Origin of the sequence: Streptomyces sp. NPDC005263 (assembly GCF_042872365.1) — a bacterium.
Taxonomy (GTDB): Bacteria; Actinomycetota; Actinomycetes; order Streptomycetales; family Streptomycetaceae; genus Streptomyces.
Genome location: NZ_JBIAKJ010000003.1, coordinates 264,051 through 278,799, shown reverse-complemented (window position 1 = coordinate 278,799; position 14,749 = coordinate 264,051). Strand labels below are relative to the sequence as shown.

The window sequence follows — 14,749 nt, the reverse complement described above, 5'->3', positions numbered from 1 at the left end:
GGCCGTGTGCCATCTTCGGCACTCTACGTGAGGGTGCGGACACGGAGCAGACACGCGCGGCGAACCCGCGACGTTTCCTCACAACCCATGCCCCATTTAGACCCTTTTCTTCCCATTTTCTGGTGTCTGAGGCTAGATTCGCAATGTGTCATATTTTCATCTCCTTAGATCGTAGACGTACGGTAGTGGGCACCCGTATCCACTCAGAACGGCTGCAAGGGGTCACGCAATGGCAGATTTCTCCCGCCTTCCCGGACCGAACGCGGACCTGTGGGACTGGCAGCTCCTGGCCGCCTGCCGCGGGGTGGACAGCTCGCTCTTCTTCCACCCGGAGGGCGAGCGCGGGGCGGCCCGGAGCGCTCGCGAGAACTCGGCCAAGGAGGTCTGCATGAGGTGCCCGGTGCGCGCGCAGTGCGCGGCGCACGCACTGGCGGTGCGAGAGCCGTACGGCGTCTGGGGCGGGCTGACCGAGGACGAGCGCGAGGAGTTGATGGGTCGGGCGCGCCACCGGCTGGTGTCGGCATCGGCGACCACCGGGGACAGCGCTTCGAACACGTGAAGGAACGTTTCTGCTCTCCGGGCACGCTCACGCAGCGTGCCCTTTACCTTTCTCCGGCGGCCGTTTCCCCGTCTCCCCGGCCGGCCCCTCGCTGCCGGGCCGCCGCCCGCGTCAGGTGGTCCAGCGTCGCCGCCACCGCCGGCACATGCGCCAGGTCGGGCAGTGTGAGCGCGACGATCTCCCGCCGCACCGCCGGTTCCAGCGACACCGCGCGGGCCCCTCGGGGCCGTACGGACGCGACGGCCAGCTGGGGCAGGACGGCGACGCCGAGTCCTGCGCCCACCAGACCCACCACCGCCGGGTAGTCGTCGGTCGCGAAGTCGATGCGGGGCGTGAAGCCGGCCCCCTCGCACACCTCGACCAGTTGACCGCGGCAGCGCGGGCAGCCCGCGATCCACGGCTCCTCGGCCAGCTCCCCGATCGCGACGGACCCCGAGGAGCCGACGCGCGCGAGCCGGTGCCGTTCCGGAACGAGGGCGACGAGCCGGTCGGTGAGCAGGGGCCGTACGACCAGGTCGTGCCACTCCTCCGCGCCGGTGGCCCCCTCGTAGCGGAAGGCGAGGGCCACGTCGCAGTCGCCCTCGCGCAGGAGCTCGACGGACCGGGGCGGCTCGGCCTCCTCCAACGAGACGCGGGTGCCGGGATGTTCGGCGCGCAGGGCGGCCAGGGCCGTCGGGACGAGGGTGGAGCTGCCGCTGGGGAAGGAGACCAGCCGGACCCGCCCGGCCCGCAGCCCCGCGATCGCGGCGACCTCCTCCTCGGCCGCGGTGAGCCCGGAGAGGATCCCGGCGGCGTGCCGGACCAGGGCCTCGCCGGCCTGGGTCAGCCGCATCTCACGTCCGCTGCGGATCAGCAGGGGCGTGCCCACCGAGGCCTCCAGGGCCTTCATCTGCTGGCTGACGGCGGGCTGGGTGCAGCCCAGCTCGCGCCCCGCCGCCGAGAAGGAACCGGTGGTGGCGACGGCACGCAGCACACGGAGATGACGAGCCTCGATCACGGGGTCGAGCATAAGCGGCCCTTGGGGGAGATGCCGAATAATGCGTCGACGCTTTTGCAGACCGCCCGCCGGTCCAGGGGGCGTGCGGGTCGCGGCGCCCGGCCCGGGTCGGATCGGCGGGAGCGGGAGCTGGGGCGGACGCTGCCGCACGGTTCGTTCGACGAGAACCGCCCGAGGGCCTCGACGTGTCCGGCGCGCTGATCGGCGAGCGCTGGCGCATCGGAGGCCGTCAAGTACGTGGCCGCTGAAGGCATCTGACGGGTACTCAGTGATTTCCCGGCAGCCGGCTGTCGGGACGGTCGCGCACGCGAACTCCGTCGGCCCGGTCCGCACGCGTCCAAAGGCCCTGTGCGGGGGCGGGCGGCGCAGGCCGGGTCACTAATCTTGCGTCATGACAACGGCTCTCATCACGGGATCGACCGCGGGCATCGGTGCCGCGTTCGCACGACGGCTGGCTTCGGACGGGCACAACCTCGTCCTGGTCGCCCGCGACACCAAGCGGCTGCGGGAACAGGCGACCGAACTGCACGACCGGCACGGTATCGAGGCGGGAGTCCTCACCGCCGACCTCGCGACGGACGACGGCATCGAGGCGGTGGCCGCCCGGCTCGGCGACCGCAGGAACCCCGTCGACCTGCTGATCAACAACGCGGGCTTCGGCAACAAGGGCCGCTATCTCGACGTATCCATGGCGGACGAGCTGACCATGCTCAAGGTGCACTGCGAGGCGGTGCTGCGGCTGACGTCGGCGGCGGCCGAGGCGATGCGGGAGCGGGGGCGCGGGGGTGTGGTCAACGTCGCCTCGGTGGCGGCGTTCATGCCGCGCGGGACGTACGGCGCGTCCAAGGCGTGGGTCGTGCAGTTCACCCAGGGCGTGGCGAAGGACCTGGCGGGCAGCGGGGTACGGCTGATGGCGCTGTGCCCCGGGTTCGTGCGCACCGAGTTCCATCAGCGGGCCGGGATGGGGACGGACAACATCCCGGGCTGGATGTGGCTGGACGCGGACAAGCTGGTGGCGGCGGCGCTGACGGATCTGGCGCGCGGAAAGTCGTTGTCGATCCCGGATCCGCGGTACAAGGCGCTGATGGGGCTGGTGAAGGTCACTCCGCGGTCGCTGCTGGGCGGGATCAGCTCGAAGACGGGGCGCAAGTACGGGCCTCAGTAGTGAGCAGGTGGCGTCGCCCCTCCGGTGGGAGAATGGGCGGGACGGAAACCGGGTTCCAGGGGGGCCGGGAGGCGGCGTCATGACGTTCGTACAGCTCATCGACTGCAGGACCGACCGGTTCGACGAGATGAACCGGCTGATGGACACGTGGGTCGAGCAGACCAAGGGAAAGCGGACCGCGACGCACGCGGTGGTCGCCAAGGACCGCTCCGACGCGTCGCACCTCATCGAGATCGTGGAGTTCCCCTCGTACGAGGAGGCGATGCGCAACTCCGCGCTGCCGGAGACCGACCGGATCTTCCAGGACCTGGTCGCCCTGTGCGAGGAGACGCCGACGTTCACCGACCTGGAGGTCGTACGGGACGATCAGTTGCACGCGACGAACGTGCGGCGGTTCTTCGAGGCGCTGGCGACGGCGGGTGATCTGCCGCCGATGAACGACCTGCTCGACGAGGACATCCACAGCCGCGATCCGATCAATCCGCAGGACACGATCGGGCTGGACTCCGCCCGCGCCGAGTTCCGGATGTGGCGGGCCGCCTTCGACTTCACGTTCACGGTCGACGATCTGATCACCCAGGGTGACCGGGCCTGCGCGCGGTGGACCTGGAACGCCACCCACAAGGCGGACTTCCTGGGGATTCCCGCCACCGGGAAGCGGGTCACGATGACCGGGATGACCATGTTCCGGTTCTCCCCCGACGGGAAGATCGCGGAGGCCTGGTGGCAGCACGACCAGCTGGGCCTGATGCAGCAGCTGGGTGCGCTGGACGCGCTGGAGAAGTAGCCGGCAGCGCGAAAAGACCCGCGAAGGGGAAGGGCCCCGTTCCGGCACCTGGGTGCGGAACGGGGCCCTCTGCGAGCGGGGTGCCTCAGTGGGAGTGGCCGTGGCCGTGGCCCGCGGCGGCCGGCTCTTCCTCTTCCTTCTTCTCGACGACCAGGGTCTCGGTCGTCAGGAGCAGGGAGGCGATGGAGGCGGCGTTCTCCAGGGCGGAGCGGGTGACCTTCACCGGGTCGATGACGCCGGCCTTGACCAGGTCGCCGTACTCGCCGGTGGCGGCGTTGAAGCCCTGGCCCTTGTCGAGCTCGGCGACCTTGGCCGTGATGACGTAGCCCTCCAGGCCGGCGTTCTCGGCGATCCAGCGCAGCGGCTCGACGGCGGCCTTGCGGACGACGGCGACACCGGTGGCCTCGTCGCCGGTCTTGCCGAGGTTGCCCTCGAGGACCTTCACGGCGTGGACGAGCGCGGAGCCACCACCGGAGACGATGCCCTCCTCGACCGCGGCGCGGGTCGCGGAGATGGCGTCCTCCAGACGGTGCTTCTTCTCCTTCAGCTCCACCTCGGTGGCGGCGCCGACCTTGATCACGCACACGCCGCCGGCCAGCTTCGCGAGGCGCTCCTGGAGCTTCTCGCGGTCCCAGTCGGAGTCGGTGTTCTCGATCTCGGACTTGATCTGGGCGACGCGGCCCTGGACGTCGGCGGTGTTGCCGGCGCCGTCGACGATCGTGGTGTCGTCCTTGGTGATCGTGACGCGGCGGGCGGAGCCCAGCACGTCCAGGCCGACCTGGTCGAGCTTGAGGCCGACCTCCTCGGCGACGACCGTGGCGCCGGTCAGGATCGAGATGTCCTGGAGCATGGCCTTGCGGCGGTCACCGAAGCCGGGGGCCTTGACCGCGACCGCGTTGAAGGTGCCGCGGATCTTGTTCACGACCAGGGTGGAGAGGGCCTCACCCTCGACGTCCTCGGCGATGATCAGCAGCGGCTTGGAGGAGTTGGTCTGGATGACCTTCTCCAGCAGCGGCAGCAGGTCCTGGATCGAGGAGATCTTGCCCTGGGTGATCAGGATGTACGGGTCGTCGAGGACGGCCTCCATGCGCTCCTGGTCCGTCACGAAGTACGGCGACAGGTAGCCCTTGTCGAAGGCCATGCCCTCGGTGAAGTCCAGCTCCAGACCGAAGGTGTTGGACTCCTCGACGGTGATGACACCGTCCTTGCCGACCTTGTCCATCGCCTCGGCGATGAGCTCGCCGACCTGGGTGTCCTGGGCGGACAGACCGGCGACGGCGGCGATGTCGGACTTCTCGTCGATCGGTCGGGCGGTCGCGAGGAGCTCCTCGGACACGGCCTTGACCGCGGCGTCGATGCCCTTCTTCAGGGCGGCCGGGGAGGCACCCGCGGCGACGTTCTTCAGGCCCTCGCGCACCAGCGCCTGGGCGAGCACGGTGGCGGTGGTGGTGCCGTCACCCGCGATGTCGTTGGTCTTGGTCGCCACCTCCTTCACCAGCTGGGCACCGAGGTTCTCGTACGGGTCCTCGACCTCGACCTCACGGGCGATGGTGACGCCGTCGTTGGTGATGGTGGGAGCGCCGAACTTCTTGTCGATGACGACGTTGCGGCCCTTGGGGCCGATCGTCACCTTGACCGTGTCAGCGAGCTTGTTGACGCCGCGCTCGAGGGCGCGACGGGCGTCCTCGTCGAACTTCAGGATCTTCGCCATGGGAGCGTGAGCCCTCTCGGAAATCTAGGTGAAATTAGCCGCGCCCCCGGCGCCCGGCTCATGAGTGATCGCGGGGGGCCAGGGGCGCAGCTCAATGCAAGGTGCTTCGCGGTGAGGCGAAGCGAGGTGAACTACTTCTCGATGATCGCGAGCACGTCGCGAGCCGAGAGGACGAGGTACTCCTCGCCGTTGTACTTCACCTCGGTGCCGCCGTACTTGCTGTACAGCACGATGTCGCCGGTCTTGACGTCGAGCGGAAGACGCTCGCCGTTCTCGAAGCGGCCCGGACCGACGGCCAGGACGACGCCCTCCTGGGGCTTCTCCTTGGCGGTGTCCGGAATGACCAGGCCAGAGGCGGTGGTCTGCTCAGCGTCGAGCGGCTGGACCACAATGCGGTCCTCGAGCGGCTTGATGGCAACCTTGGAGCTGGTGGTCGTCACGATCCGACCTCCCCCTTCGGAGATCTCACGGGGTTAACTGTCTGAGGTGGCGACCAGGTGGATCCGTCGTCGCGGGTGCCGGACCTGCCCGTCGCTAGTTGGCACTCTCCAGGGGGGAGTGCCAGGTCCGAGACTATGACCGCGATTAGCACTCGGTCAAGCGGAGTGCCAATCCGAGCGGCGCGCGGCGTGAATTTCGTGCCGCGTTCATCTTCCAGCGGCCCGCAGCCGGAGCGGACGAACGCGTTCTTGCCCGGCTGGACGCCTACCAGCAGGCCGTTGCCGCCGCAGGGGCCCGGACTCCCCTACAGGTAGTCCTCCAGCCGCCCCACCGTCAGGCCCGCCCCCTGGATCTCCCGCAGCAGCCGTACGGTGCGCTCCCGCGGCGACCGGGCCGCGGACTCACCCGAGGCCACCGACACGATGTCCCCCGGGCGCAGCCGGCTCTCGCCCCTCGCGAAGGTCAGCCGCTCGCCCTCCATGGACGCCCGCCACAGGACGACCGCCGTGACCGCGCAGTCGGTGGCCGCGCGCAGGGTCGTCGTGTCGTACGTGCCGTAGGGCGGACGGAACAGGTGCGGGCGGATGCCGAAGCGGGACCTGAGTTTGTCCTGCTGGCCGCAGATCTCGGCGCGCTGGCCGGCGTAGGGCAGTCCGCGCAGGGCGGCATGGTCGAGGGTGTGGTTCTGGATGCCGGCGCCGACCGCCTGGAGGCGCGCGAAGTGGCCGTACCCGGGTCCGACGACGCTGTCCGTGAGGAACATGCTGACCGGCAGCCGCAGTTCGCGGACCAGGTCGATGAAGCGCGGGTCCCGCTCGGCGCCGTCGTCGTAGGTCAGGAAGACGACCGGGTCTCTCGTGCGGACGCGGTCCACCACGGGCGCGAGGCCCGGGCCCGCGGCGTGCGGGGCGGCGGGCCGGGCGGGTGGCCGCGGGGCGGGCGGCAGGGGGTCCGCCAGGCCCCAGCGGCGGTACGCGGGCCGCCCCGCCCCCGCGGAGCCAGGCGAGCCGACCCGTTGGGCCGCCTTCTCCCCGAGCCGTTCGATGGGGTCGACGGACTGGGCGCAGCCGGCGAGCAGACACAGCGCCAGGACTCCGGCCGCCGGCGCCCACCGCCTCACCGCCGGTCCTCCGGCCGGCTCACGGCGTGCTCCGCGCCGTACCGCTCCTCGGTCACGTCCCGCATGCCGCGGATCTCACGCTTCCGACGGGCGCTCGACAGCCCCGGCAGGCAGGACTGGTGGCGGGTGTGGCTGGTGCGTACGGCCCCTTGGCATGGTGCCGGATCCTCGCAGGCCACCGCGGTGAACCCGGGGTGACACCGCCGCCGGGGGCGGACCGTCCACCGACTGGCCCACAATGAACCGGTGAACGACCTCGCTCCCCTCCTCGCCCCCGAGGGCCGCGCCCTCCTCGACGAAGTGCGCGACACCGCCCCCGCCGACGAACTCGCCGTCGCCACCCGGCTGCGCCGCGACCATCCCGCCGCGCTGGTGTCGGCGGCACTCGGGCAGGCCCGGTTGCGGCAGCGGGCGGCGGCGAAGTTCGGGGCCGAGGACGCCGGGCGGATGTTCTTCACCCCGAACGGGGTCGAGCAGTCGACCCGGGCGAGCGTGGCGGCGTACCGGGCCGAGAGTTTCCGGGCGCGGGGGGTGCGGTCCGTCGCCGACCTGTGCTGCGGGATCGGTGGGGACGCCCTCGCCTTCGCGCGGGCCGGGATCCGCGTCCTGGCCGTCGACCGGGACCCGCTGACGTGTGCCGTGGCCCGCGCGAACGCCGACGCGCTCGGCCTCGCCGACCTGATCGAGGTGCGCGAGGCGGACGTGACGGAGGTGGACACGGCCGGATACGAGGCGGTGTTCGTCGACCCGGCCCGGCGGTCCTCCAAGCGCGGCCGGATCTTCGACCCGGAGGCGTACTCGCCGCCCCTGTCGTGGGCCGTGTCCGCCGCACTCAAGGCTCCGTACGCGGGCCTGAAGGTGGCCCCGGGCATCCCGCACGAGGCGGTCCCCGCCGCGGCGGAGGCCGAGTGGGTCTCGGACGGCGGGGACGTGAAGGAGGCGGTGCTGTGGTTCGGCACCGAGCCGGGCGCCGTCCGGGCCACGCTGTTGCCGGGGCCCCGCACCCTGCTCTCCCGCGGTCTGCCCGACCCCGAGGTCCGCCCGGTCGGCCGGTACCTGTACGAGCCCGACGGCGCCGTCATCCGCGCCCACCTGGTCGCCGAGGTGGCCGAGGACCTGGGAGGCGGGCTGATCGACCCGACCATCGCCTACGTCACGGCCGACGAGCGGCGCCCCACCCCGTACGCCTCCGCGTACGAGATCACCGACCAACTCCCCTTCAACGTGAAGAAGTTGAAGGCCCTGCTGCGGGAGCGCGAGGTCGGCGTGCTGACCGTGAAGAAGCGGGGGTCGGCGGTCGAGCCGGAGGAACTGCGCAGGAAGGCCCTGCCCAAGCAGCACGGGCCGAACTCGGCGACGGTGTTCCTGACCCGGGTCGCGGGTGCCCCCACGATGCTCCTGGGGCACCCCGTCTGACCAGGGCTCAGGACGCCTCGGCCGCCCGCCGCAGCAGCAACTCCCGTTCCCGTTCGTTGTGGGTCAGCTCCGCCGCCCGTACGAACGCCGCCCGCGCCTCCTCGCGGCGGCCCAGCCGCAGCAGCAGATCCCCGCGCACGCTCGGCAGCAAGTGGTAGTCACGCAGCGCGGGTTCGGCGGCGAGGGTGTCGACGATCTCCAGGGCCGGCCCCGGACCGTCCGCCATCGACACGGCGACCGCGCGGTTGAGTTCGACGACCGGGGAGGGCGCGCGGGCGGCGAGCAGGCCGTACAGGGTGGCGATCCTGGGCCAGTCGGTCTCCTCGTAGGAGACCGCGATCGCGTGGCAGGCGGCGATGGTGGCCTGGAGGACGTAGGGGCCCGGGGCGCCGGTGGCATGGGTGTCGGCGCGGCCGAGGGCGGTGACGCCGCGGGCGATGAGCATCCGGTTCCAGCGGCTGCGGTTCTGGTCCCTGAGGAGCACCGGCTCACCGGACGGGCCGGTGCGGGCGGCCGCGCGGGACGTCTGGAACTCCAGCAGCGCGGTCAGGCCGTGGACCTCGGGCTCCTTCGGCATCAGGCCGGACAGCACACGGGCCAGCCGCAGGGCGTCCTCGCACAGGCCCGGACGCAGCAAGTCGTCTCCGGCCGTGGCCGCGTACCCCTCGTTGTAGATCAGGTAGATGACGTCGAGCACGGAGCCGAGGCGGGCCTCCCGGTCGGGGCCGTACGGCACCTCGAAGGCGACGTTCTTCGTGGCCAGGGTGCGCTTGGCCCGGACGATGCGCTGCGCGACCGTGGCCTCCGGGACCAGGAACGCGCGGGCGATCTCGGGCGTGGTCAGACCGCCGAGCAGCCGCAGGGTGAGGGCGGTGCGGGCCTCGGCGGACAGCACCGGGTGGCAGGCGGTGAACACCAGCCGGAGCAGGTCGTCGTCGATGTCCTCAGGGTCGGCGGGCTCCTGGGGCGGCGCCACGTCCGACAGGTCCCGGCCGATCTCGGCCAGCTTGCGGGCGTAGTTCTCCCGGCGGCGGATCAGGTCGACGGCCCGGCGCCGTGCGGTGACCGTCAGCCAGGCGCCCGGGTTGTCGGGGACGCCCTCCCGCGGCCACTGCTCCAGGGCCGCGACCAGCGCGTCCTGGGCGATTTCCTCGGCGATGCCGATGTCGCGGACGATGCGGGCGACGCCGGCGATGAGGCGCGGGGACTCCATGCGGAAGACGGTCTCGATGGTGCGGCGCGCGTCGGCGGAGGGCTGTGTGGTCACAGCCCTCCATTCGACACCCGTACCGGCGCCCGGCCAAGCCGCCGGGCCCGGGACCGGCCCTAGGGCCCAGGGGTCCTCAGCCCTCCGCGATCTCCCGCACCTCGCAGGTCACCGTCCAGTGCTCCTCGTGCACCTTCAGGAACCGCTTGGTCCACTCGATGGCCTCGGCCTTGTCCTTGCACTGCATGATCGCGTAGCCGCCCACGACCTCCTTGGTCTCGGTGAACGGCCCGTCCGTGACGGACAGCTGTCCGCCTTCCCAGCGCACCCGGGTGCCCTGCGCGGACGGCGTCAGCCCCTGGGTGTCCAGCATCACGCCGGCCTTGGTGACCTCCTCGATCAGCTCGCCCATCCGCCGCATCAGCTCGGGGCTGGGGCCCTCGGCGGGCGCGGTCTTCTCGTCGATCTGTACGAGCGACAGGTAGCGCGGCATGGTGACTCCTCGTGCCGTACGGGCCGGGTCGTTCCCGGCCTCTCACCCCTGCGTCGATCGAAGGACACCGGGATCGACACGGGCGCGGAATTTCTCCGAGGAATTTTTTCCGGTCATCGCAGCGACTTCCACAGGTCGCTCGCCTCCGGCTCGTCGGCGACCACCCGGTTGGAGTCCGAGGGCGCGGGCACGACCGGCATGGTCACCATCCGCACCTGGCCGGCGGACAGGCCCTTCAGGCTCTGGCCGAGGCTCATCAGGTCGGTCAGCGAGTCGAGACCGGTGTCGGTGGTGAGGCTGGCGGTGACCGAGTCGGCGACCCGGTACAGCTCGGCGGGGTCGGTGAGCAGGTCGGTCGAGGCGATCTGCTCCAGCAGGGACTTCACCAGCTTCTGCTGGAGACCTATGCGGCCGAGGTCGCTGCCGTCCCCGATGCCGTGCCGGGTACGGGCGAGGGCGAGGGCCTGCTTGCCGTCGAGGTGGTGGGTGCCGGCCTTCAGGGTCAGATGGCTGTCGTCGTCCGCGATGTCCTCGTCCGTGGTGACCGTGACGCCGCCGAGGGCGTTCACCAGCTTCGTGAAACCGGAGAAGTCGATCTCGATGTAGTGGTCCATGCGGACGTCGGTGAGGGACTCGACCGTCTTCACGGCGCACGCCGGGCCGCCCACCGAGTACGCGCTGTTGAACATCGCGTGGTACGCCACCGCCGTCGACCCGCCCGACGACAACGGACAGGAGGGCCGGGTGACGAGCGTGTCGCGCGGGATGCTGACCACGGTGGCCTTGGTCCGGCCCGCGTCCAGGTGCACGACCATCGCCGTGTCGGACCGGGCGCCCTCGCTGTCCCCGCCGCCGAGCGCCTGGTTCTCCTTGCCGCTGCGCGAGTCCGACCCCAGGACCAGGATGTTCAGGGATCCGGTGGGCAGCGGGGAGGCGGTGGCCGACCCGGACGGCGTCGTCACCGCCCTGGGCGGACGGTCCTCGCCGAGCGCGCTGTTGATGTCGACGCTCTTGATGTTGCTGTTGAGATGCCAGTACGCCCAGCCGGCCGCCGCGATGCCCAGCACCAGGGCCCCCGCCAGGGTGAGACCTGTGGCCCGGAGCGCTGTCGACCGCCGGTCTCTTGGTCTGCCCGCGTCCCCGGCCCCGTCGTTCGCGTCGTCTCCCGTCACGAGGAAGAACGTACGTCCGAATTATTAGGGGATTGTTAGGAAGGGCGGCCCCAGGCGGATTTCTTCGGAAAATCTCACACTTCTCAACATGGGCCGAACCCGGACTTCCGAAACTTTCGAGCGGGCAACCGACTGGCTTCGGAGCCTTCCCGCTACGCCCCCGGGGGCGGCCCCGTGCTGGCCCGCACCACCAGGCTCGTCGCCAGCTCCACCCGGGTCGCGGCGGGAGTGCTCTGCGCCCGCCCGAGGTCCAGGACCAGCTTCGCGGCCGCCTCCGCCATCTCGGTCAGCGGCTGCCGTACGGTCGTCAGCGGCGGGCCCACCCAGGGCGCCACCGGCAGGTCGTCGAAGCCGACCACGCTGAGGTCCTCCGGGATCCTGAGCCCCAGTTCGCGCGCGGCCTCGTACAGCCCGAGCGCCTGGAGGTCGTTGCCGGCGAAGACGGCGGTCGGCCGGTCCGGGCGGCGCAGCAGTTCCAGTCCCCGCCGGTAGCCGGCCTCGTGGTGGAAGTCGCCGGCCGCGATCAGCTCCGGGTCCACCGGCAGCCCGGCGGTCTCCAGAGCCGCCCGGTAGCCGTCGATCCGGGCGCGGCTGCACATCATCCGGGACGGCCCGCTGATCGCGCCGACGCGGGTGTGCCCGAGTTCGACCAGATGCCGGGTGGCGGCGAGGCCGCCCTGCCAGTTGGTGGCGCCGATCGAGGGCACGTCGGCCCCCGGGTCACCGGCCGGGTCCATCACGACGAACGGGATGGACCGGCTGTTGAGCAGGGCGCGCTGGGACTCGTCGAGGCCGCTCAGCACCAGGATCACGCCGTGCGGGCGGCGGGCGGCGACCTGGTCGGCCCAGGTCCGTCCGGGGGTGAGCCGTCCGGCGCTCTCGCTCAGCACCACGCTCAGCCCGGCCTCCCGGGCCACGTTCTCCACGCCCCGGATGACCTCCATCGCCCAGGCGCTCTCCAACTCGTGGAAGACCAGGTCGATCAGGGGCGAACGGCTCGCCTCGGCGCGGCGGCGCCGATAGCCGTGGGCGCGCAGCAGCTCCTCCACCCGGCTGCGGGTGGCCGGGGCCACATCGGCGCGGCCGTTGAGGACCTTCGAAACTGTCGGCGCCGAAACGCCGGCCTCTCGGGCGATCTCGGCGAGCGTCGCGGTCTGCGCGGACCGTCCGGTTGTCCGGGCTGTCGCCCGTGTTTCAGCGGGCTCCGGGGGTGTCATGGCGGCGATCGTATCCCTGCGCGACCTCTTGACGAACCCTTCTCACCGCCCTAGGTTCCCAAAACATTCGGCTTATATATCGAAACATTCGCTGAGAGGGCCCTCCACCCCGACAGGAGTTTCATGACCACCGCCCCCTGGCGTGACCCCGCCCTGCCCGCCGCCGCCCGCGTCGACGACCTCCTCTCCCGGATGACCCTGGAGGAGAAGACCGCCCAGCTGTACGGCGTCTGGGTGGGCGCCGACACGGACGGCGACGGGGTCGCCCCCCTCCAACGCGAAATGACCGCCGGCTCGTCCGCCTACGAGTGGGACGAGCTGATCACCCACGGTCTGGGCCAGCTCACCCGCCCCTTCGGCACCGCGCCCGTGGACCCGGCGCTGGGCGCGCAGGCACTGGCCCGCGCCCAGCGCCGTATCGTCGAGGCCGGCCGCTTCGGCATCCCCGCGCTCACCCACGAGGAGTGCCTGGCGGGCTTCACCGCCTGGCGGGCCACGGCCTACCCGGTGCCGCTGGCCTGGGGCGCGACCTTCCACCCCGAGCTGGTCGAGGAGCTGGGCCGCCGCATCGGCGACGACCTGCGCTCGGTCGGCGTCCACCAGGGCCTCGCGCCGGTCCTGGACGTCGTACGGGATCCCCGCTGGGGCCGGGTCGAGGAGACCATCGGCGAGGACCCGTACCTGGTCGGCACGGTCGGCACCGCCTACGTCCGGGGCCTCGAATCGGCCGGGATCGTCGCCACCCTCAAGCACTTCGCCGGGTACGCCGCCTCGTCCGGCGCCCGCAACCAGGCCCCCGTGCGGGCCGGGATCCGCGAGTTCGCGGACGTGACGCTCCCGCCGTTCGAGCTGGCCCTGCGGGAGGGCGGCGCCCGTTCGGTGATGGCCGCGTACACCGACACGGACGGCGTCCCGGCGTCGGCGGACCCGGGCCTGCTGACCGAACTCCTGCGGGAACGCTGGGGGTTCACCGGCACGGTGGTCTCCGACTACTTCGGCATCGGCTTCCTGCAGACCCTGCACCGGGTGGCGGGCACCGAGGCGCAGGCCGCACACGCGGCGCTCACCGCGGGCATCGACGTCGAACTCCCCAGCCTGAAGTGCTACGGCGATCCGCTCCTGGACGCGGTCCGGACCGGCGAGGTCCCGCAGGCCCTGATCGACCGGGCCGCCCACCGCGTCCTGCTCCAGAAGTGCGAACTGGGCCTCCTGGACGAGGACTGGCGGCCCGAACCAGCCGGCCGGATCAACCTGGACTCGGCGGCCAACCGCGCCCTGGCCCGCCGCCTGGCCGAGGAATCCGTGGTCCTGCTGGACAACCCGGACGGCCTGCTCCCCCTGGCCCCGGACACCCGGATCGCGGTCGTCGGGCCCCGCGCGGCGGACGCCCTGGCCATGCTCGGCTGCTACTCCTTCCCCTCGCACGTCCTCACCGACCACCCCGACGTACCGATGGGCATCGAGATCCCCACCGTGCTGGAGTCGCTGCGCGCCGAACTCCCGGACGCGAAGGTCACGTTCGCTCAGGGCTGCGAGGTGTCGGACCCGGACACCACCGGTTTCGAGGAGGCGGTGGCCAGGACCGCCGAGGCGGACGTGTGCGTGGCGGTGCTCGGTGACCGGGCGGGCCTGTTCGGCCGGGGCACCTCCGGCGAGGGCTGCGACGCGACGGACCTGCGACTGCCCGGCGTCCAGGCCGAGTTGCTTGACACCCTGGTGGCGACCGGCGTCCCGGTGGTGCTGGTGCTGCTGACCGGCCGTCCCTACGCGCTCGGCCGCTGGCAGGGCAGACTCGCCGCGGTCGTCCAGGCGTTCTTCCCCGGGGAGGAGGGCGGCCCCGCGGTCGCGGGCGTGCTGTCGGGCCGCGTGAACCCCTCCGGACGCCTCCCGGTGAGCGTCCCGCAGGTCCCCGGCGGTCAGCCCTGGACCTACCTCCAGCCCCCGCTGGGCCTGCGCGCCGACGTCAGCAACCTGGACCCGACCCCGCTGTACCCCTTCGGACACGGCCGCTCCTACACGGAGTTCGTGTGGGAGGACTTCACCGGGTCCGCCGAGCCGGCTCGGATCGGCACGGACGGGTCGTACGACCTCGCGCTGACGGTCCGCAACGCGGGCGACCGCGCGGGCGCCGAGGTCGTCCAGCTGTATCTGCACGACCCGGTGGCCAGCGTCACGCGCCCGGACGTACGGCTGATCGGCTACCAGCGGCTGCCCCTCGAACCGGGCGGGTCGGCCCGGGTCACCTTCCGCTTCCACGGGGACCATTCGGCCTTCACCGACCGTTCGGGTCGAAGAGTGGTCGAACCGGGCGCACTCGAACTGCGGTTGGGCGTGTCCAGCGCGGACGTACGGCACACCGCCCGGCTGGACCTCACAGGTCCCGTACGGGAGTTGGGGCCCGACCGTCGGCTGCGCTGCGAGACGGAGGTGTCGGTCCTGGGGTGACCCGGCGACCGGGGAGGGG

At 71.7% G+C, this 14,749-nt stretch carries 13 protein-coding genes and 1 pseudogene; 6 read left to right on the top strand and 8 right to left on the bottom strand.

Translation table 11 applies throughout. The features are described 5' to 3' along the window. The first annotated feature begins 229 nt into the window (after positions 1–229). Positions 230–559 (top strand): WhiB family transcriptional regulator, encoded by a 330-nt coding sequence (locus ACFYRY_RS14945; RefSeq protein WP_356768387.1) that lies wholly within the window; start codon positions 230–232, stop codon positions 557–559. A gap of 43 nt (positions 560–602) precedes the next feature. On the opposite strand, the gene ACFYRY_RS14940 is transcribed toward ACFYRY_RS14945, so the two are convergent. Further along, positions 603–1,556: a LysR family transcriptional regulator gene (locus ACFYRY_RS14940; protein WP_389144398.1), complete on the bottom strand. Its 954-nt coding sequence runs from the start codon at positions 1,554–1,556 to the stop codon at positions 603–605. A 96-nt stretch (positions 1,557–1,652) separates the two neighbouring features. Between ACFYRY_RS14940 and ACFYRY_RS14935 the strand changes: the two are divergent. The 3 genes and pseudogenes from ACFYRY_RS14935 to ACFYRY_RS14925 all read left to right on the top strand — a co-directional run. Beyond that, positions 1,653–1,786: pseudogene (locus ACFYRY_RS14935) on the top strand (MOSC domain-containing protein); the annotation flags it as partial. A 161-nt stretch (positions 1,787–1,947) separates the two neighbouring features. Further along, complete coding sequence (locus ACFYRY_RS14930) at positions 1,948–2,721, top strand: SDR family NAD(P)-dependent oxidoreductase (protein ID WP_389144395.1); 774 nt, start codon at positions 1,948–1,950, stop codon at positions 2,719–2,721. A gap of 79 nt (positions 2,722–2,800) precedes the next feature. Next, positions 2,801–3,508 carry an ester cyclase gene (locus tag ACFYRY_RS14925; RefSeq protein WP_389144392.1) on the top strand — a complete coding sequence of 236 codons (708 nt, stop codon included), beginning with the start codon at positions 2,801–2,803 and terminating at the stop codon, positions 3,506–3,508. A gap of 85 nt (positions 3,509–3,593) precedes the next feature. Here ACFYRY_RS14925 and groL read toward each other — a convergent pair whose 3' ends face one another. The 3 genes from groL to ACFYRY_RS14910 all read right to left on the bottom strand — a co-directional run bounded on the left by groL (position 3,594) and on the right by ACFYRY_RS14910 (position 6,780). Continuing rightward, positions 3,594–5,219, bottom strand: coding sequence for a chaperonin GroEL (groL, locus tag ACFYRY_RS14920; protein WP_389144389.1), 1,626 nt, complete (start codon positions 5,217–5,219; stop codon positions 3,594–3,596). Between the two features lie 131 nt (positions 5,220–5,350). Next, the gene (gene groES, locus ACFYRY_RS14915) at positions 5,351–5,659 is read right to left on the bottom strand and encodes a co-chaperone GroES (RefSeq protein WP_003998759.1); all 309 of its coding nucleotides are present in this window, start codon (positions 5,657–5,659) and stop codon (positions 5,351–5,353) included. Positions 5,660–5,964: 305 nt separating this feature from the next. Continuing rightward, positions 5,965–6,780, bottom strand: coding sequence for a polysaccharide deacetylase family protein (locus ACFYRY_RS14910; RefSeq protein ID WP_389144386.1), 816 nt, complete (start codon positions 6,778–6,780; stop codon positions 5,965–5,967). A gap of 246 nt (positions 6,781–7,026) precedes the next feature. On the opposite strand from ACFYRY_RS14910, the gene ACFYRY_RS14905 reads away from it, so the two are divergent. Continuing rightward, the gene (locus ACFYRY_RS14905) at positions 7,027–8,196 is read left to right on the top strand and encodes a methyltransferase domain-containing protein (protein ID WP_389144383.1); all 1,170 of its coding nucleotides are present in this window, start codon (positions 7,027–7,029) and stop codon (positions 8,194–8,196) included. Positions 8,197–8,203: 7 nt separating this feature from the next. On the opposite strand, the gene ACFYRY_RS14900 is transcribed toward ACFYRY_RS14905, so the two are convergent. From ACFYRY_RS14900 to ACFYRY_RS14885, 4 genes are all read right to left on the bottom strand, one after another. Next, the gene (locus ACFYRY_RS14900; protein WP_389144380.1) at positions 8,204–9,463 is read right to left on the bottom strand and encodes an RNA polymerase sigma factor; all 1,260 of its coding nucleotides are present in this window, start codon (positions 9,461–9,463) and stop codon (positions 8,204–8,206) included. Positions 9,464–9,539: 76 nt separating this feature from the next. Further along, positions 9,540–9,896: a YciI family protein gene (locus tag ACFYRY_RS14895; protein ID WP_389144377.1), complete on the bottom strand. Its 357-nt coding sequence runs from the start codon at positions 9,894–9,896 to the stop codon at positions 9,540–9,542. A gap of 113 nt (positions 9,897–10,009) precedes the next feature. After that, complete coding sequence (locus ACFYRY_RS14890) at positions 10,010–11,068, bottom strand: LCP family protein (protein WP_389144374.1); 1,059 nt, start codon at positions 11,066–11,068, stop codon at positions 10,010–10,012. A gap of 152 nt (positions 11,069–11,220) precedes the next feature. After that, positions 11,221–12,285, bottom strand: coding sequence for a LacI family DNA-binding transcriptional regulator (locus tag ACFYRY_RS14885; RefSeq protein WP_389144372.1), 1,065 nt, complete (start codon positions 12,283–12,285; stop codon positions 11,221–11,223). A 123-nt stretch (positions 12,286–12,408) separates the two neighbouring features. Between ACFYRY_RS14885 and ACFYRY_RS14880 the strand changes: the two genes are divergently transcribed. Beyond that, positions 12,409–14,730: a glycoside hydrolase family 3 N-terminal domain-containing protein gene (locus ACFYRY_RS14880; protein ID WP_389144369.1), complete on the top strand. Its 2,322-nt coding sequence runs from the start codon at positions 12,409–12,411 to the stop codon at positions 14,728–14,730. Positions 14,731–14,749: the final 19 nt, after the last annotated feature.

Coding starts and splice junctions, on each gene's coding strand:
- ACFYRY_RS14925 (WP_389144392.1), top strand. CDS start 2,801: ATGACGTTCGTACAGCTCATCGACTGCAGGACCGACCGGTTCGACGAG.
- ACFYRY_RS14930 (WP_389144395.1), top strand. CDS start 1,948: ATGACAACGGCTCTCATCACGGGATCGACCGCGGGCATCGGTGCCGCG.
- ACFYRY_RS14885 (WP_389144372.1), bottom strand. CDS start 12,285: ATGACACCCCCGGAGCCCGCTGAAACACGGGCGACAGCCCGGACAACC.
- ACFYRY_RS14945 (WP_356768387.1), top strand. CDS start 230: ATGGCAGATTTCTCCCGCCTTCCCGGACCGAACGCGGACCTGTGGGAC.
- ACFYRY_RS14880 (WP_389144369.1), top strand. CDS start 12,409: ATGACCACCGCCCCCTGGCGTGACCCCGCCCTGCCCGCCGCCGCCCGC.
- ACFYRY_RS14895 (WP_389144377.1), bottom strand. CDS start 9,896: ATGCCGCGCTACCTGTCGCTCGTACAGATCGACGAGAAGACCGCGCCC.
- groL (WP_389144389.1), bottom strand. CDS start 5,219: ATGGCGAAGATCCTGAAGTTCGACGAGGACGCCCGTCGCGCCCTCGAG.